Here is a 19,646-nt window from a genome sequence, read left to right on the forward strand (position 1 = left end):
TCAAATTGATTATTTATCTTTTTCTAACTTTGATATTTTACGATCAATTGAGAATAAATAAACAGCCACAGCACAGAAAATGACTAACATGACCAAAACAACCACATAAATTTTTCCTTGCGAACGCAATCCATCGGCCATTTCAACCTGGTTTTGCGCACAGATATGCCCAATGCTAATGATTAAGGCTAAAAGGGAAGAGATAAACTTTTTCATTTTATAAACTATTTTTTTTGTCCTCAATTAACCTTAGTCGGTAACCCAAGGTAGCTATCCATGTTCCAATTAATATCCAGCCCAAGACAGCTGTGTAAAAAACGGGTCTTAGATTATTGTCTAGATCCAAGTTTCCAAAACCTGAATTCCCACCGCTTCCAGGGTGTAATGAATCAGTCATCTTGGGTAAGATGTACAATAAAACAATCATGATTGGAAAAGCAAAAATATTATAGATAGCGGAAATTTTCGCGCGTTTTTGTTCTTCCTCCAGGGCATTTCTTAATATTAAATAGGCTAAGTACATTAAAGTCGTAATAGCGGCTCCGTTGAGTTGGGGATCGTTTGGCCAAGGATCCCCCCAGGTTATATTAGCCCAGAGCATTCCTGTCATCAATCCGCAGGCGCAGAATAGAATACCTGTATTGACAGCCTCTACGGCAATCAAATCGTGTTTTCGTTTTCCTCCATTTAGAAATTTAATACTATAAATTACCGAAATTAAATAGAGGAAAACCATTGTAAACCACATGGGCACATGGAAATATACATTTCGGATAGTTTCATTCAATATGGGTAACTCAGGTACAGGACCTAATAAGCCTGCAACAATGGTGCTTGCAACCATCACAATCCCTAAGATTTTCCACCAAGACTTTTTCATAAGAACCTAAATTCAATCTCGCCAAAGGTAAGGAAATAAGAGCAAAGAAATAGCAATTGTAACGACATTAATTGCCAATAAAACAGCTATATCTCCCCAGCTCGCAGAGATTGTTCCACCCATAACAGCATTTTTTGAAAGCTTAATCAGAATTATTAAAAGAGGAATAATGACTGGAAAGCTCAGAATAGCCATGATCGTGCTGTTATTGCCTGCTTTTGCACTTATGCCAGCGACCATGGTGAAAACAGTTGCAAAGCTTATACTCCCTAATAAAATACTCAAAAGATAGATCGGTAGGTTTCCAATTTCACTGTTAAATATCAAATTATAGACGACAAAAGCGATTGACGTTAGCAAAATCATCAACAAAGAATTGTAAATTATTTTTGCAAGTATAATTGCCTTAGGATTGATTAAAGAGTAATAATATAATTGCCTTGAACCAGTTTCTTGAATAAAACTGCGATTCATAGCATTTATTGCGGCAAACAATAAAATAATCCAAAACAGTGTATTCCAAACAGTAGTATCTACAGATTTGAAAGATTGAAAGCAAACAAATACTGTAGATACTACGTAAAGTAATATGCTGTTGATAGCGTATTTGGAACGCCATTCCAAAACAACATCTTTATAAATAAGTGTCTTTACTTGGGTAAACAAATCCATGGTAGGCAAAGATACAAATCAATCTTTGACGGATACATTTTGTCCTAAAATAAAGGTCGATATTATACGTTTTTAATATCTGATTTTGCTTTATTAGCTAGATCCTCAGATTTTGAGATGACGCTGTCAGCCGCCTCTGATGTTCTAGTTGCCCATTCGTTGGCTTTTTCTGAAGCTTTATCTAAGACTTCCCTACCTGCATGTTTTGCCCGGTTTTTTAAATTTTCAATATCTGATTTTGCAGATTTTGCTAATTTTGCAGCTCGTTTCGCTTCTTTTTCAGATAATTCCTTAATGGTTTTTGTCAGATTTCTTACTCCTTCATTAGCACGGTCGAGCTGTTTTTTACCATCCTCTGTACCTAATAAGTAATATGCTGCTGTTCCAATGGCTAATCCTAAAAGTGCGAATGCTACTAATCCATTTTTGTTTTTTTCCATGATCGTATTTTTTTTTCGATTTAGTCTTTGAATCTTTTACTGTTTAGTTTTAAACAAGCCATAAGCCAAAAGGTTTCAAGTTAATTGAAATTAACACTAATTAACTTACTACTACTTGTAGGGATTGTAAAGTGTATAGATGACGGTAAAGACCATTGTCCTTTTCCATTAATTCTTGATGGGTGCCTTGATCTGAAATTATCCCATTCTCTACAATGATAATTTTATCTGCTTCCTTAATCGTAGATAATCGATGGGCGATTATTATGGAAGTTCTATTACGCATCAGTTCCTCTAAGGCTAATTGAACCAAACGCTCCGATTCTGAATCAAGAGAGGAAGTTGCCTCATCCAATATTAAAATTGCAGGGTTCTTTAATAGGGCCCTGGCTATGGCAATACGTTGACGCTGTCCGCCAGAGAGTTTAACTCCTCTTTCACCAACTATGGTGTCATATGCCTCCGGGAAATTCAATATAAAATCATGAGCATTTGCTCTTTTTGCTGCTTGTTCTATTTCTTGATGACTTGCATTTAAATTTCCATAACTAATATTGTCTCTAATGCTACCTCCGAATAGGAGTACATCTTGAGGAACAATCGCTACCTGATTTCGGATATCTGTTAATAGTAGGTCTTCAGAAGAAATCCCATCGTAATATATTTTGCCTGAAGTCTGTTGGTAAAACTGTAAAATAAGATTAGCAATTGTGGATTTACCTGTTCCACTTGGGCCAACAATGGCAAGTTTCTTGCCGGCTGGTACCTGGAAGGTAATGTCCTTTAAAGTTTCAATGTCTGGACGTGAAGGATAGGTGAAACGAATATTTTCAAATCTAATTTCACCTTTTAAATGGTGTTTAATTTCTTTATCCGTATGGTCTACTTTGATGTTCTCTTGTTTTTCGTTCAGTATTTCTAAAACCCTCTCGCTAGCGCCTAATGATTTTTGAATACTTGCGTATAATTCAGGGAAACTTCCCATTGAACCAGCAACAAACATAGAATACAATATATAAGTCGTTAAATCACCGACTGAAATTTCATTGCTGGAGACCAATGTTGCCCCATACCAAATAACGACAATCACTGCTCCGAAAATTGCAAATATGATAAAGGAGGCAAAAACTCCTCGGAAAGTTGCACCCTTGACAGCTAAGCTTACTGCTTTACCTAGTTTATCTGCATACCTTTTGGATTCAAAAAATTCATTTACAAATGCTTTTACATTACTAATACCCAATAAAGTTTCCTGAACTATCGCATTTGAATCTGCAAGTTGATCTTGAGACTCTTTAGATAGTTTACGGATGAAACGTCCAAAAATCAATGCAACAATTATGATTAAAGGTAAAATACTGAGGTTCATTAAGGCCAATTTAGGAGAAACTAGAATCAAAAGTACCACGCCAAAACTTAAACTAATGGTCTGCCTTAATAATTCAGCTAAAGTAGTTGTCATCGTATCTTGTATCTGAGATAAATCTGAAGATAGTCTACTATTTAACTCACCAACCCGGCGATTTGCGAAGAAATCTACAGGTAGCGTTATTAATTTATGATAAGCATCTTTTCTAAGATTTGCCAATGCTCTTTCAGAAATTTCAACAAATAACCGAATTCTAAAGAAAGAGATAATGGACTGGACGGCTAATATTGAGATAGAAAGTGTACCGATGAACATGATGTCCGCTGGTAACCATGGATGTGTTTGTTTTCCATTTGCGGCATCTATCATCGAACCTAACAAGGCCGGAAATGTTAACATCGTTAGACTCGATAATATCAGAAAAATCATTCCTATTATAAATTTCCATTTGAATGGTTTTATATAGGAAAAGATCTTTAATGATTTTTTAAAGATATCTTTATTAAGTTTCGGCTTTGGTAATTCTTCAGAATGTGTATCACCACTGTTCAATCTCGGTCTGGCCATGAATTATTTATATATGACTTTGGGCAAAAATACTGATATATCTAAGTCTTCTTATCACTATTGGGTCAATTTTTTTGATTTTGTATTTCTATATTGTGTATACAGAAGAAATAATAAACCCAAAATAACTAGAATTGCAATATAAAGTAGGATGCCGTTGCCTGTATCGACATTTTCTAATACACTTAATTCTTTACGCAATTTATCATTTTCAGTCTGCAATTTAGTGATGGTCTTCATATAGGCGGACACCTGATGATCATATTCTTTCGCTAATCGCTGATAACGTTCACTTTGAGCATCTTTTAAATCAAGAAGCTTTCTAGTTTCAATAAAAATATTATTGTCATTTAAAACAATTTTTCTTAGGATATCAATGGATTTTTGCATATCGGCTTTCGTTTTGAATAAGCCAAAAATTCCGGTTTTCTGTCCCAATGAATGATCATAATCTCCAAAACGCTTACTTCTATCAATAAGTAATTTATTTACTCTCTCTCTTTGGAATTCAAAAGATAACGAGTCCGTTTTCGACTCATTGCTGTCTTGAGCGTAGAGACCCAAAGTCACAATATTGCTTAAGAGTATAATGGAAATGATTTTAATGATATTTTTCATATGTATTATAACCTTATAATTATCAAGTTAAAACTTGATAAGAGGGTTCAAAAGTAATTAATTTTTGAATATATTAGTCATTTTCGTTCCTTATCTTGGTTGGTCTGAGTCAGTTGCTTTCAAGGTAAGTTTATGCTGAAGTGGTATTTATTCTAAATTCCACTTCAGGATTAAATGTAATCGGATAAATTTTTCTAAAATTAAGGAGTACTAGTGTGGGTTCAGGAATTCGACCAAAATCGTTTCATCCTGATATAATCCTAATAACTGGCTTGCATTTCCTTTGTTGATTGCGATTTCTAAAAAATTGCTGATACCGAAAAGACATAATTTCTCACCCTCGGCCACTTCATTATAATGCCAGCTTAAATTACTTATAGTTTCATTTCTTTTAAACCTTAAAATGAAATCTCTTCCGTTTTGAATTTTATTGAAGAGTTCTTTACTTATATTACTGATTACATTTCCAAAAGCGTCAATGAATGTTACATGACCTTTAATTGAATTTATATTGTAAATAGGTTGAAAGGTAACTTTAATTACAGGATTATCAATAGGTATTCCTATATCGTTTAGTTTTCCTCCATTCGCGATATGACACGCTGCTTTTGTTAAAATATCAGCCAGGGGAAAGTGTAAATACCTTAAGTCCTGCATGATATTAATTTCAACAAGTTCTGAAGGTCTATCCTGGCCGGTAATAATACTAAATATGCCATTATCTGCTCCAACGAAATACTGGTCTTTATAAGCCATCGCCAGATATCTAGAACCCTCTTGAAAAACTGTGTCAATGCCAATTAAGTGTACCGTGTCCTTTGGAAAATATGGATAAGCGTTATTGATGACAAATGCTGCATGTTGAATGCTAAAGGAAGGAATATTGTGTGAAATATCCACCAACCTAACATCGGGTAATTGTGAAATTATGCTGCCTTTTAACGCTGCTTGATAAAAATCGCGGTGACCTAAATCTGTGGTTAACGTAATTACTCCCATATTTTTCAGCGTGCCGATAGCTGTAATTATTAAATGATTTATTAAAAAGCGAAATACAAAAATATAAAAACTAAACCGATTGCTAAATGATATATGAATTAATACTTGCAAATGCTTTTAATTCTGTTCAATTAGTTTGTATTTTTGGTATAAATAAGATTTCAAAAGACCTAAAAATGGTTTATTTTTTTGATATCTTTATGCAAGCTTCAGGAAGTCTAATGGATTAGTCTCAGGTTTTAGTAGTAGGATGCTATTATTTTGCTTACAGGAATTCTGATAAGCATTGAATTGAACTATTTTTCTTGTTGTAATGCATCTATAGTAAGGATTTTTTTGTTTATTTTTTCACATTTAAATAGATACTTTATTGATAAACTAAGGGTTGAGAAAACAATACAATTTAAAAACGGTGAGGTAATAAATTAATTCAAAATTAATAAGGAAACAAGTTGAGTGAATTAGAAATCGATTTAGAAGTCTACAATTTAGCAACGCTATGGGGCGCTCAAAATGAAAACTTTGAGTATATAAAAAAAAGCTTTCCAAAGGTTCGTTTAGTGGCAAGAGGAAGTATTTTAAAAGTATTGGGTGAGGAGGTGGAAAGAGTACATTTTCAACAATCATTTAATGACGTGTTGAATCATGTAAACAAGTATCACTCGCTTTCTATATTAGATTTAGAAAGTATCCTATCCAATGTGACGGAACTTAAAAGTCCAATTCAGAATAATTTGGATCCGGAGAATAAGGCAGCAATTTTTAAAGGAGAACCGATTGTATATGGTCCAAACGGGATAATAGTCAGGGCACGCACTGCCAACCAACGTAAAATGGTTGATAGTATAAATAAGAATGACATCTTATTCGCTATTGGACCTGCTGGAACAGGGAAGACTTACACAGCGGTGGCCCTAGCAGTTCGTTCTTTGCGAAACAAAGAAATCAAACGTATTATCCTGACAAGGCCTGCCGTTGAGGCTGGTGAGAATTTAGGTTTTTTACCGGGAGATCTAAAGGAGAAAGTGGATCCGTATTTACGACCATTATATGACGCGCTGGACGACATGATTCCTGCAGAAAAATTAAAAGGTTATTTGGAAAACAGGACTATTGAAGTTGCGCCATTAGCTTTCATGAGGGGAAGAACTCTAGACAATTGTTTTGTAATTTTGGATGAGGCTCAAAATGCCACTGATTTACAGCTTAAAATGTTTTTGACCCGCATGGGACCAACAGCAAAGTTTATTGTAACCGGGGATATGACACAGGTAGATTTACCTAAAAAGACACAATCTGGTTTGGTGAATGCTGCAAAAATACTGGATGGTATTCCCGGAATAGATATGATTTATTTAACGGGAGATGATGTAGTCCGTCACAAATTAGTAAAACGTATTTTAGAGGCATACGGTGATATTTAATAGGAGATGAACCCTCCAAAAATAATTTAAAATAAAAGCGTATAATACGCAAATAGTATGAATACAATAAAGGAAACAAATTTTAATTTCAAGAATCAAACTTCATTTTATAGAGGTAAAGTCAGAGATGTGTATAGCATTGGCGAGGATTATTTAGTGATGATTGCCTCAGATCGCATTTCGGCTTTTGATGTCGTTCTGCCACGTGCAATACCCTATAAGGGGCAAGTGTTAAATCAAATTGCATCCAAATTTTTAAAAGCTACAGCTGATATCCTGCCAAACTGGGTTATTTCAGTTCCAGACCCTAGCGTGACTATTGGTAAAAAATGTGAACCATTCAAGGTGGAAATGGTAATCCGTGGTTATGTATCGGGACATTTATGGCGAACCTATAAAGAGGGAGGAAGAGTATTATGTGGTGAATCGTTGCCCGAAGGACTAAAGGAAAATGATAAACTTCCTGAGCCAATCATTACTCCGACAACAAAGGCTGCTGTTGGGCACGATGAAGATATTTCAAGAAACGATATTATTGCGAAGGGAATTGTGACAGAGGCGGACTATTCTGCATTGGAAAAATATGCTAAAGCCTTGTTTCAAAGGGGAACTGAAATCGCTGCAGAACGAGGATTGATTTTGGTTGATACCAAATATGAATTTGGTAAAATTGATGATGTAATTTATCTTATTGATGAAATTCACACGCCTGATTCTTCTAGGTATTTTTACGCTGATGGATATCAAGAGCGTCAAGAAAATGGCGAGCCCCAAAAACAACTCTCAAAAGAATTTGTTCGCCAATGGTTAATAGAGAACGGTTTTCAAGGAAAGCAGGGCCAAGAAATTCCTGAAATGACAGATGAAATTGTAAACAAAATTTCGGAACGTTACATTGAGCTCTATGAAAAAATTACTGGAGAAACATTTATTTTTCCTGAACAAGGGAAAATAATAGAAAGAGTGCAAAGGAATGTAGATAATGCATTGATAAGTTTATAATTTAATTTTAATTGAAACTATTATGAAATTTACGGTTGATAAATATGAGCGGTATGTCGTGATTGAACCACTTCAACATAATTTAGATGGGGAGACAGCTGCCAGTTTGAAAGGAGAACTATTACTACGTAATACGGGTGGTCATCGTAATATTGTTTTAGATTTGAATAAAGTGTTCCTTACCGATGAGGTAGGAATTAGGATTGGATTACTTGCAAGAAGGCTTTGTAAGTCTATGGGTGGACTGTTTATATTGACTAACTTAAATGATGATGTTAGACAATATATTGAATCCTTAGGGCTTGATAAGTATTTAATTATTACACCTAATATTGAACAAGCTAAAGATTTGATTTTTGGAAATGAAATCAGATTGGATTTAAAAAATGGACAGTCGTGAAATGATCCGATTTGAGGTTTTGATTTTAGGAAATAGTTCAGCAACTCCAATGTTTGAGCGTCATCCAACTTCTCAAGTCGTTAATTATAACGAACAATTGTTTCTGATTGACTGCGGGGAGGGGACACAAATGCAACTTTCACGCTACGGGATAAAAAGTAATAGAATAGATCATATTTTCATCAGCCACTTACATGGGGATCATTATCTTGGATTGGTAGGTTTGTTGTCCTCAATGCATTTGATTGGTCGAAAAGCGGATCTTCATATATATGGGCCGGCGCCTCTCCAAGAAATTTTAGAACTACATTTCTTGCATTCACAAACGGTTATTCGTTATGCTATTATTTTTCATGTCACCAATCCAAATAAAGAGGAACTTCTTTTTGAGTCTAGGATGATGAATATTAGTTCTTTTCCTCTGATTCATCGAGTTCCATGTACTGGATTTCGATTTGATGAAGGGAAACGAAACGCAATATTGAAGGCAGACCTAGTGACTAAGCTAGGAATTCCACCCGTTTATTACAATGCCATAAAAAAGGGAATTGATTATGTAGACCCTTCTGGAAAGGTGTATTCTGCGGTCGATCTGACTGATGAACCTCCAGAGACAAGAAGTTATGCATTCTGCTCTGATACAGTTAGAAACCCTATTTATTTATCCGCAATAAAAGGTGTCAATATGCTTTATCATGAAAGTACTTTTCTACATGAAATGGTTGATCGAGCCTACGAAACCTTCCATACGACGTCCAAACAAGCCGCAGAGATAGCTTTGGAGAGTCAAGTCAATAAACTTCTACTTGGACATTATTCTGCCAGGTATAAAAACCTTCAGCCATTATTGGATGAGGCACAGTCCATTTTTCCAAATTCTGAGCTTTCTGAGGAAGGGAAATGGTTTTTAGTTTAGTGATTTTGTAGAATTTTGTCCATATTTACAGCTCGTAATTTTTTAGTCTAATATAATGTCTTTCAACTTAAACGCTCTACTTAGAGACAATATCAAAAACTTAGTTCCGTATTCTTCGGCACGTAGTGAATTTAAAGGTAATGCTTCAGTTTTTTTAGATGCAAATGAGAACGCTTTTGGTTCGCCTGTTTCACATGATTACAATCGATACCCGGATCCACTCCAGCTGCAACTGAAAAATAAGCTGTCAAAAATAAAAGGAGTGCCTAGCGAAAATATGTTTTTGGGCAATGGTTCGGACGAAGCGATCGATATCCTTTTCCGTGCATTTTGTACACCAAGGATTGATAACGTCATATTGGTTCCGCCAACCTATGGTATGTATGAGGTTTCTGCAAACATTAATGATGTAGAGGCCAGAAAAGTAAATCTGACTAAAGATTTTCAGTTGGATTTGGATGGAATAGCTGAGGCGATAGATACACATACAAAAATTATTTTTGTGTGTTCTCCGAATAACCCAACTGGTAATAGCATTGATCCTCTAGATATTGAAACGTTGTTAATTAATTTTAAAGGATTAATTGTTGTGGATGAAGCATATATTAATTATTCAAAACAATCATCTATTACGCAGGGACTATCTGAGTTTCCTAATTTAGTTGTTTTGCAAACCTTGTCGAAGGCTTGGGGGTTGGCCGCTTTAAGGTTGGGATTGGCTTTTGCAAGTAAGGAAATTATTGAAATCTTTAATAAAATTAAACCACCTTACAACATTAACCAGGCAACGCAAGATCTGGTTATGGAGGCTTTGGATCATCTCGATGTGGTTAATGAGTGGATAAAGGTGACTATTGCCCAAAGAGAGTGGCTGATCGATCAACTTAATCAATTGGATCAGGTAGAGAGAATTACACCTTCCGATGCAAATTTTATATTGGTCAAGTTAGAAAATCCAAACGAACTTTACACTCATTTGGTTGAATTCGGGGTAATTGTAAGGGATCGTACAAAGGTGACCCTATGCGAGGGGTGCTTACGGATAACAATCGGAACGCAAATAGAGAATAAGAAACTTTTGGAGCGAATTTGTGAGTTTTATAAACTAGAGAAATAATGTCAGATAAACTAAAAAGAATATTGTTTATTGATAGGGATGGAACGCTGATTCAGGAGCCTGAAGATGAGCAAATAGATTCTTTTGCAAAATTAAAATTTTATCCAGGCGCCCTACAATACTTACCTAAAATAGCTGAAGAATTGGATTTTGAATTGGTTTTAGTTACCAATCAAGACGGTCTGGGTACAGACTCCCATCCTGAAGAGAATTTCTGGCCGGTGCATCATTTTGTCATGAACACTTTTGCTATTGAAGGGGTTCATTTCCTAGCTGAACATATCGATAAAACTTTTCCTGCAGAAAATGCTGAAACGCGTAAACCTGGAATTGGAATGTTGAGTTCCTATTTTGATGAGAAAAAATATATTCTTTCTGAGTCTTTTGTTATTGGTGATCGACTGAATGATGTTAAACTAGCGCAAAATCTTGGCGCTAAAGCAATCTGGTTAAGAAACAACGACGAGCTAGGTAAACACGAAAACTTAGCAATATCTCAGGATGTTGTTGCACTTGAGACATCGAGCTGGAAAAGTATTTATGAATTCTTAAAGCTGGGTTCTCGCGTTGGAGAACATCGTCGAAAGACTAACGAAACGGATATCTATATTAAATTAAATCTAGATGGCACCGGTAATTCAAATATTGATACCGGCTTACCTTTTTTTGACCATATGTTGGATCAAATTGCTCGGCATGGTTCATTGGATTTAACAATTCAAGCGAAAGGGGATTTACACATTGACGAACACCATACCATTGAGGATACAGGTATTGCCCTGGGAGAGATTTTTCTGTCGGTTTTGGGTGATAAAAGAGGTATAGAACGATATGCTTATACCTTACCGATGGATGATTGTCTAGCGCAAGTTGCTATGGATTTTGGTGGACGGAATTGGATTGTTTGGGATGCTGAGTTTAAGCGTGAAAAAATTGGCAGTATGCCTACTGAAATGTTTTTTCATTTTTTTAAATCCTTCTCAGACGCATCAAAGTCCAATATCCATATTCAAGCTTCTGGAGAGAATGAACATCATAAAATTGAAGCAATTTTTAAAGCCTTCGCCAAAACAATCAAGAAGGCTGTCCGTCGTGACTCAGAGAACATGCGGTTGCCAAGCACGAAGGGTTTATTGTAAAACTATTTAGCGTCCATTTGGTTATATTTAAAATGATTTCATGATTGGGATAGTAAATTATGGTGCAGGAAATATATTTTCGATTTCTGCTGCATTGAAGCGTTTGGGGATTTCCTATGGGATGATTGATCAAGTAGAAGACTTTGATTTGTATGATCGAATCATTATTCCAGGGGTTGGTCATGCAGGGGCCGCAATGAAAAAATTGACAGATTCTGGATTGGCAAACCAAATCCTCTCTTTGAAGAAACCGGTTTTAGGAATCTGTGTAGGAATGCAATTGTTAACTGATTTTTCGGAGGAAGGAAATTCCGAATTATTAGGGTTGGTACCATTAAAGACGTTACATTTTGAGGGTAGAGTGAAAGAAAAGGTACCTCATATGGGATGGAATAGTATTCATTTTGAAAATAATTGCCCTCTTTTTAAGGATATTCCTGATAATTCCTATTTTTATTTCGTTCATTCGTATTTTATTGAGCATGCGCTTGATGAAACAATTGCAATATGTAACTATGGATTGCCTTTTTCAGCTGCGATTCACAGAGATAATTTTTGGGCAGTTCAATTTCATCCTGAAAAATCAGGAAAAGTTGGCGAACAATTGTTGTTAAATTTTAATAACTTTTAATTGATTTTAAGAATATGTATATAATACCTGCTATCGATGTATTGGACAAACAGGTTGTCCGTTTAAGAGAAGGAAATTATAATGAGGTTACTCAATACCCTATCTCCCTAGAAGAACAAATCAAAAAATATCATGCTAATGGCACAGATATCGTGCATATCATTGATTTGAATGGAGCTAAAGGCGATTTTAGCAATCAAGAATATCTGTTTGAAATTATAAAAAGAACAGAAATGAAAGTCCAATATGGGGGAGGAGTAAGAAGTATAGAAAAAGTGAAGGAATTAGTTGATGCCGGAGTCTACCGCGTAATTGTCGGCACACAGGCTATTACCAATCCAACATTTTTAGAAGAACTTAGCAAATTAAATGAAGGAAGAACAAAATATGCTGATCATATTGTTATTGCCATTGATGTTCTTGATGAGGTTATTAAATATTCTGGTTGGTTAGAAAGCTCCCCAATCAAATTGATCGAATATATAGATAAATGTTTGGCCTTAGGTTTTTACCGTTTTTTATGTACAGACATTAGCAAAGATGGTAAGTTAGGTGGAGCAGGCGTTGAGCTATATAGTAAGCTTTTGAAACACTCCCCAATTATTAAACTGATTGGCTCAGGTGGAATAAGCTCATTAAAAGATATTGAAGCATTAAAAGAGCTTGGTCAAATGGAATCAGTTGTTGTTGGTAAAGCCATCTATGAAAACCACATTACCATTGAGGAAATTAAAGAATGGAATTTAAAAGCATTAATTAGTTTCTAATGCTAGCAAAACGTATCATTCCTTGTTTAGATGTGAAGGATGGCCGTACGGTTAAAGGTGTCAATTTTGTTGATTTACGAGATGCCGGTGATCCTGTAGAGCTCGCATGGCAGTATTCTGAGCAAGGGGCGGATGAATTGGTTTTTTTAGATATTACAGCGACCCATGAGCGACGTAAAACAACTGTAGATCTTGTGAAAGCTGTAGCTCGTCAAGTTAATATTCCATTTACAATTGGGGGAGGGATTAACGAATTGGCTGATGCGGATATTTTGCTCAATGCAGGTGCTGATAAAATATCTATCAATTCTGCAGCTGTCCGGAATCCTAAACTTTTAGATGAATTCGCGAAAGCTTTTGGAGTTCAATTTGTTGTACTTGCCGTTGATACCAGAGTAGTAAATGGTAAAAATTATGTGCACCTGCGAGGAGGAAGGGACATGACAGACATCCAAACGGAAGATTGGATTTTTGAGGCCCAAGAAAGGGGGGCTGGTGAAATTCTGTTAACTTCAATGGACCATGATGGAACCAAAAACGGTTTTGATATTGGTCTTTTGAAGAAAATTAATGACCATATTCATATTCCTTTAATTGCTTCGGGAGGAGCAGGTGAACAGCAGCATTTTGTGGATGTATTTCAACATGCACATGTTGACGCCGCATTGGCAGCCTCGGTATTTCATTACGGTGAAATTTTAATTCCGGAACTAAAAGAAACACTACAAACTAATGGAATTCCAATTAGGTATTGATAAATAGGTAAAAATGACTATTGATTTTAATAAAAGTGAGGGTTTAGTACCAGTGGTCGTTCAAGACTTCCAAACATTAGAGGTTTTGATGTTAGGTTATATGAATGAGCAAGCTTGGGAAAAAACTCAACAAGAGAATAAGGTAACATTTTATTCGAGAAGTAAGCAAAGGTTGTGGACTAAAGGTGAAGAAAGTGGTAATTTTTTACATGTAGTAAGTACACACATTGATTGTGACCATGATACAATTTTGATCAAGGTAAATCCGGAAGGTCCGACCTGTCATACGGGTAACAGGTCTTGTTTTAATACGGAATTTAATCAAAACTTCTTGTTACAATTGGAAAGAATTGTCCAATATAGAATTGATTTTCCCTCAGAAGAGTCCTATGTAAATAGAATGCGAACCAAAGGTATTAATAAAATTGCTCAAAAAGTTGGTGAGGAAGCTGTAGAGACTGTCATTGCGGCATTAGCTGAAACTCAAATTGATTTTATCAATGAATCTTCAGACCTCCTATTCCATTTAATATTACTGATTAAAGAAAAGGGATTGAGCTTAGAAGATATTGCTAAAAATTTAGAGAGCAGACATCAATAGTTATGTGGTTTAAATGAAATAAAAAGGGAAACAATTTAGTTTCCCTTTTTATTTTGATATCGGTCCGTTATCTTTGGTTAACATGAGCAGTAACCCAATTGATATTACATTAATTTCGACCCTAATAGGGCATCAGAATCCGATATTTACCTTATCCAAACCCCTAAATTCCGCTGTACTATATTCAGCAGGTAATGACAAGGGAGTTGTAGAATGGGATTTAAACACCATGAAGTTCAACCGTATTCTTTGTCAAGTTAATTCCTCTGTATATTCTTTGCTTGCTATACCAGAAAGTAATTTATTGGCAATAGGTATGCGATCTGGAAAGATTATGATTGTAGATCGAGAAACTCAGACTCTGAAGGCACAACTAAGTACGGAGCTCGGCGCTGTTTTTTCCATTCAGTATATGAGCCGTAAAAATGAATTAATTGCGATTGGCGAACAAGGAGTTGCTTATGTATGGAATATGATCACCTATGAGTTGCTTTATAGATTTAAAATAACAGATACCACTGTACGCGTCATTGCATTAAATCCACAGGAATCCATTTTGGCATTTGGAGATAAACAGGGATTTATTCACATCTATTCGACAGAAGATTTTCAGTTAATTGGAAAACAAAAAATACATGAACTTCCTGTCACTAGTTTAATTTTTCATCAAGATCAATTACTCTCAGGTGGAAGGGATGCTAAATTAAATAAATTGAACCCTATGACTCTAAAGGTTATAAAATCCTTAACAGCTCATATGTTTACTCTTTATGGCATTGATCATGTAATTAATCAAGATCTTATCGCGACCGTTAGTAGAGATAAAACATTGAAAATTTGGCGATTGGAGGATTTTAGTTTGGTGAAAAATGTTTCAAGAGATAGAGGATACGATAGCCATATATTATCCATTAATGCTTTATTATGGGATAATCAAAATATCTATACAGTGAGCGATGACAAGACGGTTAAGATATGGAAGGTGGATATTCATTAAGCTCTTTATTGACCATTCTAAATGGTTTACATCTGTAAAAATTATAGAGGGTAAATAAAGCGGATAGCGTAAATACCAGATATAACCAAGGTTTAATATTTGGAAGGTCTAAAAATGTAGGTGAATTCTTCTGAAGGTATACGATGCCATAAATTCCCCAGGTCAATATTGAAGAAACTGCGGGCAAACGGTTTATATAAGAATAAAATAAAGTGAATGCTGAAATACCCAAAAGTATAATAATACTTGCATAAAATAGCATGTTTTGGCTTACAAAACTAGGTAAATGTTGCATCAACGCAATGGGCAGCATAAAAAGCAATACAACCATTAACCAACCTGTGTACATACCAAATGCTAACCGTGTAAAATACCTTGTGTAGGAATATGTGGTTAGTTTTTTAAGTTCCAAGCGTTTATTGATAAGTAGGATACTGATAATGGTTCCAATATTGAATAGAAGTGCAGTTATAATTTGGTTATTTACGGTAAAGACCATGCTCATCCCGCATAGAAACTGATTCCAAATAAATAGGTAGTCGATTTTTGATATTTTGCGAATGGTTTTAAAGCTGCGGTCTGATTTTCCAGTTCCATTATACATCAAGTAGGTTGATAGACTTAAGCTTGCTGCAATAAAAATCCAGATTGTAAAGGTGAAATCAATGGGACTTAAATAGGTTGGGTATTTATTTATTGTCGAACTTATTGATTGCCCAAAGACTCTACGTACATCAATGAGAATAATCCAAGAGAAATTAACACAGGTAATAAGAAAATTTAATAAAGCTAGAGTTCTAATACCGGTCATGGTTATTCGTAATTGGTTTAAGATTGTAATTACGAATATAGTTATTTTCTACGTATTTACGTATACTTCCAGAATCTGTGTTAAATATTTTGAATCGATGTCATCAAACGTGTTTAGTTCGTCGCTGTCAATATCTAAAATTCCGATACAAGCGTTGTTTCTAAAAAAAGGAATAACGATTTCTGATTTTGATTGAGAACTGCAGGCAATATGTCCGGGGAACTTCTCTACATCTTCCACAATGATAGTCTCCCTTTTTGCCCAAGCACTACCACAAACACCTCGATTGTAGGCAATTCTTGTGCAGGCCACTGGTCCTTGAAATGGACCTAATATTAATTCATCCCCTTGAACTAAATAAAAACCTACCCAAAAAAAATTAAATTGTTGTTTGATTGCTGCGCAAACATTTGCCATGTTAGCCACGGCATTTGTCTCACCGGTAAGCAAACCTTTAATTTGTGGGAGCAAAGAGCGATACTGCTCTTCTTTGGTACCCTGAATGATTTGTAGATCCTCTGCCATTGACACCTTTTTTAAAAGCACTAATATACAATATTTTGAAATAGCAAATTGACACCTGTATAAAGCATATTGTTGAAAGTTTCCTTTCTCCTTACAAGCGTTTTAAGGCTGCTTTGATAAGTTGTTCCACACTGAGCTCGGGTTCAATAGCGATAATCGATTGGATGACCTTGTCAGCTTGTGGTTTAGGGAAACCCAACATGATTAATGCGGTCATAGCTTCCTCGATAGAAGATGGCTTACTAATCGCCATTGGCATTAACGCATCAGGGCCTTGTTTTTTTAATTTATCCTGCAGTTCCAAAATAACTCTTTGTGCAGTTTTTGGTCCAATACCTTTAATTTTTTGAATCACACTTACCTGGCCATTTACAATAGCGTGTTGAATTTCCTCTGGGTTGATGGATGATAGCATCATCCTTCCTGTATTTGGACCAATTCCTGATACAGATATAAGATGATGAAACAAATGCCGCTCTGCCTGGGTTGCAAATCCAAAAAGAGTCTGGGAATCTTCCCTGACTTGATGAGATGCATACAGTTTACACTCTTGTTGGTCCTTGATCTGACTATATGTTGTCAAAGAGATATGAAGGTAATAGCCAATCCCACCCACTTCAATAATGACGTGGGTAGGGGCTTTAAATACTAGTTTACCATTAAAATATTCATACATAGTTATAAATGATTAACTATATTTTGTTTGTTTTTTCATGTTCAATCGCATCCACAACAGCAATGGTAACCATATTGACAATTTCGCGAACAGAGCTGTCTAATTGCAAAACATGCACTGGTTTGTTCATGCCTAATAAAATCGGTCCAACAGCTTCAGAATTACCGACCTGTTGTAATAATTTATAAGCTATGTTACCGGATTCTAAATTTGGGAAAACTAACGTATTTGCAGGTTCGCCGCTTAGGGTTGAAAACGGAAAATTGCTCTCTAACATTTCTTTACTAAGTGCAAAATTAGCTTGTATGTCTCCATCAACGACCATGTCAGGATGTTGCTGATGTAAAATTTGAACAGCACCTCGTACCTTATCGGAAACTTCCCCTTCATTAGAGCCAAAGTTTGAATACGATAGCATGGCTATGCGTGGTTTGGTGTTGAAACGCTTAACAGCTGAGTCTAATAAAATCGCAATATCAGCTAGTTCTTGTGAATTTGGATTTGAATTCACTGTTGTATCCCCAAAAAATAAAGGACCTTTGGTGGTCATCATGATGTACATTCCTGCCAAACGACTTCCTGGTTTTGCGCCAATGACTTGTAATGCAGGACGAATAGTTGATGCATAATTACGTGTTAAACCAGAAATCAAAGTATCAGCCTCTCCAAACTCCACCATACTCGCGGCAAAATAGTTCCTGTTGACCATCAATTTATTTGAGTCTAATTTACTGATGCCTTTTCGTTGTCTTTTTTGATAAAGGTGCTCAGCGAATTTCTCGAAACGTTCAGTTTTAATTTCTGACTTCGGATCAATAATCTCCAACCCTTCTAATTCAAAACCATGTTCTTGAATTAGATTTTTAATTTTTTCTTCATCACCAAGTAAGATAGGGAAGGCAATTCCTTCTTCTTTTACTATTTGAGCAGCACGTAATGTTTTATAATTATCCGCCTCGGCAAAGACAACTCGTTTAGGATTTGATTTTGCTTTTGCAGTAATATTTCTAATCAATCGATCATCTTTGCCAATTCGTTTGTACAATTCATCACGGTATAATTCCCAGTCCTCAATTTGAACACGTGCAACGCCAGACTCCATAGCTGCTTTCGCTACAGCAATAGATACTTCAGTAATTAGGCGTGGGTCAGTAGGTTTTGGAATTACATATTCCTTGCTAAAGCGTAAGTTATTTGTATTGTAAGCAATGTACACCTCCTCCGGTACTGGTTGTTTAGCTAATTCTGCAATTGCCTTAACGGCAGCAATTTTCATAGCCTCATTTATCACGGTAGAGCGAACATCTAATGCGCCTCGAAAGATATAAGGAAAGCCGAGTACATTGTTTACTTGATTTGGAAAGTCAGATCGACCAGTTCCCATAATCAAGTCGTCCCTGGTGGCAATAGCTAAATCATAATCAATTTCAGGATTAGGGTTCGCCATTGCTAATACAATAGGATTAGGGGCCATTGATTTTAACATTTCAGGAGTTAAAACATCTGCCTTGGAAAGTCCTATAAACACATCACTTCCATCCACCGCATCGCCTAAAGTATGTAAGTTTTTATCGGTCGCCCATTCTGCTTTTGTTTGCTCTAATGACTCTCTATCCGACCGTATTACACCTTTGCTATCCAACATGACGATATTCTCCTTTTTAGCGCCAACGGCAACATACATCGCCGTACAAGAAATGGCGGCAGCACCAGCCCCATTGACAACTATTTTGACATCGCTAATCTTTTTGTTTTGGATTTCGCAGGCATTGATTAATGCTGCTCCCGAGATAATTGCTGTCCCATGTTGATCATCATGCATCACTGGAATATTCATTTCAGCTTTCAATCGACGTTCAATTTCGAAACATTCCGGAGCTTTAATATCTTCTAGGTTTATCCCTCCAAAAGTTGGTTCTAGTGCTTTTACAATTTTTACGAATTCATCAACATTTTTGGTGTCTAACTCAATATCGAAAACATCGATGTCAGCAAAAATTTTGAAAAGTAATCCTTTACCTTCCATCACCGGCTTTCCTGCCTGTGCTCCAATGTCTCCTAGCCCTAATACGGCTGTTCCATTTGAGATGACAGCTACCAGATTGCCTTTTGCTGTATATTTGTAAGCGTCATCACTATTTTTGGCAATGGCCAAGCAAGGTTCTGCAACCCCTGGCGAATACGCTAGTGATAAGTCTCTTTGTGAACTGTGCGGTTTTGTTGGTACAACGGCGATTTTTCCTGGCCGCCCCATCGAATGGTATTTTAATGCGTCCTTTTTTCTGTTGATGTTACTCATTACAATTTTGGTTAATTCTATTTTTGACCCTTACCCCGTAA

General features: G+C 35.9%; 22 protein-coding genes. 11 read left to right on the forward strand and 11 right to left on the reverse strand.

What is annotated here, in order from left to right; all coding sequences use genetic code 11:
• Nucleotides 1-9: 9 nt before the first annotated feature.
• The 7 genes from AC6CHH_RS10100 to AC6CHH_RS10130 form a co-directional block, all read right to left on the reverse strand.
• Nucleotides 10-216 carry a CcmD family protein gene (locus AC6CHH_RS10100; RefSeq protein ID WP_498282399.1) on the reverse strand — a complete coding sequence of 69 codons (207 nt, stop codon included), beginning with the start codon at nucleotides 214-216 and terminating at the stop codon, nucleotides 10-12.
• Between the two features lies 1 nt (nucleotide 217).
• A complete protein-coding gene (gene ccsA / locus AC6CHH_RS10105; RefSeq protein WP_498282401.1) occupies nucleotides 218-880 on the reverse strand; it encodes a cytochrome c biogenesis protein CcsA in 663 nt (220 codons plus the stop codon).
• 12 nt (nucleotides 881-892) lie between these two features.
• Nucleotides 893-1,552 carry a heme exporter protein CcmB gene (locus tag AC6CHH_RS10110; protein WP_498282403.1) on the reverse strand — a complete coding sequence of 220 codons (660 nt, stop codon included), beginning with the start codon at nucleotides 1,550-1,552 and terminating at the stop codon, nucleotides 893-895.
• Nucleotides 1,553-1,614: 62 nt separating this feature from the next.
• Entirely contained in the window at nucleotides 1,615-1,992 is a 378-nt protein-coding gene (locus AC6CHH_RS10115; protein ID WP_498282405.1) for a hypothetical protein, read from the reverse strand.
• Between the two features lie 100 nt (nucleotides 1,993-2,092).
• Nucleotides 2,093-3,928, reverse strand: a complete 1,836-nt coding sequence (locus AC6CHH_RS10120) for an ABC transporter ATP-binding protein (RefSeq protein ID WP_498282407.1) — start codon at nucleotides 3,926-3,928, stop codon at nucleotides 2,093-2,095.
• A gap of 57 nt (nucleotides 3,929-3,985) precedes the next feature.
• A complete protein-coding gene (locus AC6CHH_RS10125; RefSeq protein WP_498282409.1) occupies nucleotides 3,986-4,546 on the reverse strand; it encodes a hypothetical protein in 561 nt (186 codons plus the stop codon).
• A gap of 210 nt (nucleotides 4,547-4,756) precedes the next feature.
• Nucleotides 4,757-5,545 (reverse strand): SAM hydrolase/SAM-dependent halogenase family protein, encoded by a 789-nt coding sequence (locus AC6CHH_RS10130; RefSeq protein ID WP_498282411.1) that lies wholly within the window; start codon nucleotides 5,543-5,545, stop codon nucleotides 4,757-4,759.
• A gap of 452 nt (nucleotides 5,546-5,997) precedes the next feature.
• On the opposite strand from AC6CHH_RS10130, the gene AC6CHH_RS10135 reads away from it, so the two are divergent.
• The 11 genes from AC6CHH_RS10135 to AC6CHH_RS10185 all read left to right on the forward strand — a co-directional run bounded on the left by AC6CHH_RS10135 (nucleotide 5,998) and on the right by AC6CHH_RS10185 (nucleotide 15,294).
• Nucleotides 5,998-6,969, forward strand: coding sequence for a PhoH family protein (locus tag AC6CHH_RS10135; protein ID WP_498282413.1), 972 nt, complete (start codon nucleotides 5,998-6,000; stop codon nucleotides 6,967-6,969).
• 57 nt (nucleotides 6,970-7,026) lie between these two features.
• Nucleotides 7,027-7,971 carry a phosphoribosylaminoimidazolesuccinocarboxamide synthase gene (locus AC6CHH_RS10140; protein ID WP_498282415.1) on the forward strand — a complete coding sequence of 315 codons (945 nt, stop codon included), beginning with the start codon at nucleotides 7,027-7,029 and terminating at the stop codon, nucleotides 7,969-7,971.
• A gap of 22 nt (nucleotides 7,972-7,993) precedes the next feature.
• Nucleotides 7,994-8,371, forward strand: a complete 378-nt coding sequence (locus tag AC6CHH_RS10145; protein ID WP_498282417.1) for an STAS domain-containing protein — start codon at nucleotides 7,994-7,996, stop codon at nucleotides 8,369-8,371.
• Nucleotides 8,372-8,375: 4 nt separating this feature from the next.
• Nucleotides 8,376-9,287: a ribonuclease Z gene (locus tag AC6CHH_RS10150; RefSeq protein ID WP_498282523.1), complete on the forward strand. Its 912-nt coding sequence runs from the start codon at nucleotides 8,376-8,378 to the stop codon at nucleotides 9,285-9,287.
• 55 nt (nucleotides 9,288-9,342) lie between these two features.
• Nucleotides 9,343-10,404 carry a histidinol-phosphate transaminase gene (hisC, locus tag AC6CHH_RS10155; RefSeq protein WP_498282419.1) on the forward strand — a complete coding sequence of 354 codons (1,062 nt, stop codon included), beginning with the start codon at nucleotides 9,343-9,345 and terminating at the stop codon, nucleotides 10,402-10,404.
• Complete coding sequence (gene hisB / locus AC6CHH_RS10160; protein ID WP_498282421.1) at nucleotides 10,404-11,543, forward strand: bifunctional histidinol-phosphatase/imidazoleglycerol-phosphate dehydratase HisB; 1,140 nt, start codon at nucleotides 10,404-10,406, stop codon at nucleotides 11,541-11,543. Before hisC ends, hisB begins: the two co-directional genes overlap by 1 nt.
• Before the next feature lie 40 nt (nucleotides 11,544-11,583).
• A complete protein-coding gene (gene hisH / locus AC6CHH_RS10165; protein ID WP_498282423.1) occupies nucleotides 11,584-12,174 on the forward strand; it encodes an imidazole glycerol phosphate synthase subunit HisH in 591 nt (196 codons plus the stop codon).
• Nucleotides 12,175-12,188: 14 nt separating this feature from the next.
• Nucleotides 12,189-12,941 carry a 1-(5-phosphoribosyl)-5-[(5-phosphoribosylamino)methylideneamino]imidazole-4-carboxamide isomerase gene (locus AC6CHH_RS10170; protein ID WP_498282425.1) on the forward strand — a complete coding sequence of 251 codons (753 nt, stop codon included), beginning with the start codon at nucleotides 12,189-12,191 and terminating at the stop codon, nucleotides 12,939-12,941.
• Nucleotides 12,941-13,696: an imidazole glycerol phosphate synthase subunit HisF gene (hisF, locus tag AC6CHH_RS10175; RefSeq protein ID WP_498282427.1), complete on the forward strand. Its 756-nt coding sequence runs from the start codon at nucleotides 12,941-12,943 to the stop codon at nucleotides 13,694-13,696. The genes AC6CHH_RS10170 and hisF overlap by 1 nt, the downstream gene beginning before the upstream one ends.
• 13 nt (nucleotides 13,697-13,709) lie before the next feature.
• Nucleotides 13,710-14,297: a bifunctional phosphoribosyl-AMP cyclohydrolase/phosphoribosyl-ATP diphosphatase HisIE gene (hisIE, locus tag AC6CHH_RS10180; RefSeq protein ID WP_498282429.1), complete on the forward strand. Its 588-nt coding sequence runs from the start codon at nucleotides 13,710-13,712 to the stop codon at nucleotides 14,295-14,297.
• A gap of 82 nt (nucleotides 14,298-14,379) precedes the next feature.
• Nucleotides 14,380-15,294 (forward strand): WD40 repeat domain-containing protein, encoded by a 915-nt coding sequence (locus AC6CHH_RS10185; RefSeq protein ID WP_498282431.1) that lies wholly within the window; start codon nucleotides 14,380-14,382, stop codon nucleotides 15,292-15,294.
• Here AC6CHH_RS10185 and AC6CHH_RS10190 read toward each other — a convergent pair.
• The 4 genes from AC6CHH_RS10190 to AC6CHH_RS10205 form a co-directional block, all read right to left on the reverse strand.
• Nucleotides 15,266-16,105 (reverse strand): TspO-related membrane protein, encoded by an 840-nt coding sequence (locus AC6CHH_RS10190; RefSeq protein ID WP_498282433.1) that lies wholly within the window; start codon nucleotides 16,103-16,105, stop codon nucleotides 15,266-15,268. The two genes, AC6CHH_RS10185 and AC6CHH_RS10190, sit on opposite strands and share 29 nt — an antisense overlap.
• 48 nt (nucleotides 16,106-16,153) lie before the next feature.
• A complete protein-coding gene (locus AC6CHH_RS10195) occupies nucleotides 16,154-16,630 on the reverse strand; it encodes a GAF domain-containing protein (protein ID WP_498282435.1) in 477 nt (158 codons plus the stop codon).
• Nucleotides 16,631-16,721: 91 nt separating this feature from the next.
• A complete protein-coding gene (ruvA, locus tag AC6CHH_RS10200) occupies nucleotides 16,722-17,306 on the reverse strand; it encodes a Holliday junction branch migration protein RuvA (protein WP_498282437.1) in 585 nt (194 codons plus the stop codon).
• 16 nt (nucleotides 17,307-17,322) lie between these two features.
• Entirely contained in the window at nucleotides 17,323-19,605 is a 2,283-nt protein-coding gene (locus tag AC6CHH_RS10205; protein ID WP_498282439.1) for an NADP-dependent malic enzyme, read from the reverse strand.
• Nucleotides 19,606-19,646: the final 41 nt, after the last annotated feature.

The organism is Sphingobacterium sp. GQ94, assembly GCF_059758715.1.

Bases quoted from the DNA above. Each gene is read 5' to 3' on its own strand.
- AC6CHH_RS10100 (WP_498282399.1), bottom strand. From the start codon at position 216: ATGAAAAAGTTTATCTCTTCCCTTTTAGCCTTAATCATTAGCATTGGG.
- ccsA (WP_498282401.1), bottom strand. From the start codon at position 880: ATGAAAAAGTCTTGGTGGAAAATCTTAGGGATTGTGATGGTTGCAAGC.
- AC6CHH_RS10110 (WP_498282403.1), bottom strand. From the start codon at position 1,552: ATGGATTTGTTTACCCAAGTAAAGACACTTATTTATAAAGATGTTGTT.
- AC6CHH_RS10115 (WP_498282405.1), bottom strand. From the start codon at position 1,992: ATGGAAAAAAACAAAAATGGATTAGTAGCATTCGCACTTTTAGGATTA.
- AC6CHH_RS10120 (WP_498282407.1), bottom strand. From the start codon at position 3,928: ATGGCCAGACCGAGATTGAACAGTGGTGATACACATTCTGAAGAATTA.
- AC6CHH_RS10125 (WP_498282409.1), bottom strand. From the start codon at position 4,546: ATGAAAAATATCATTAAAATCATTTCCATTATACTCTTAAGCAATATT.
- AC6CHH_RS10130 (WP_498282411.1), bottom strand. From the start codon at position 5,545: ATGGGAGTAATTACGTTAACCACAGATTTAGGTCACCGCGATTTTTAT.
- AC6CHH_RS10140 (WP_498282415.1), top strand. From the start codon at position 7,027: ATGAATACAATAAAGGAAACAAATTTTAATTTCAAGAATCAAACTTCA.
- AC6CHH_RS10145 (WP_498282417.1), top strand. From the start codon at position 7,994: ATGAAATTTACGGTTGATAAATATGAGCGGTATGTCGTGATTGAACCA.
- hisC (WP_498282419.1), top strand. From the start codon at position 9,343: ATGTCTTTCAACTTAAACGCTCTACTTAGAGACAATATCAAAAACTTA.
- hisB (WP_498282421.1), top strand. From the start codon at position 10,404: ATGTCAGATAAACTAAAAAGAATATTGTTTATTGATAGGGATGGAACG.
- hisH (WP_498282423.1), top strand. From the start codon at position 11,584: ATGATTGGGATAGTAAATTATGGTGCAGGAAATATATTTTCGATTTCT.
- AC6CHH_RS10170 (WP_498282425.1), top strand. From the start codon at position 12,189: ATGTATATAATACCTGCTATCGATGTATTGGACAAACAGGTTGTCCGT.
- hisF (WP_498282427.1), top strand. From the start codon at position 12,941: ATGCTAGCAAAACGTATCATTCCTTGTTTAGATGTGAAGGATGGCCGT.
- hisIE (WP_498282429.1), top strand. From the start codon at position 13,710: ATGACTATTGATTTTAATAAAAGTGAGGGTTTAGTACCAGTGGTCGTT.
- AC6CHH_RS10185 (WP_498282431.1), top strand. From the start codon at position 14,380: ATGAGCAGTAACCCAATTGATATTACATTAATTTCGACCCTAATAGGG.
- AC6CHH_RS10190 (WP_498282433.1), bottom strand. From the start codon at position 16,105: ATGACCGGTATTAGAACTCTAGCTTTATTAAATTTTCTTATTACCTGT.
- AC6CHH_RS10195 (WP_498282435.1), bottom strand. From the start codon at position 16,630: ATGGCAGAGGATCTACAAATCATTCAGGGTACCAAAGAAGAGCAGTAT.
- ruvA (WP_498282437.1), bottom strand. From the start codon at position 17,306: ATGTATGAATATTTTAATGGTAAACTAGTATTTAAAGCCCCTACCCAC.
- AC6CHH_RS10205 (WP_498282439.1), bottom strand. From the start codon at position 19,605: ATGAGTAACATCAACAGAAAAAAGGACGCATTAAAATACCATTCGATG.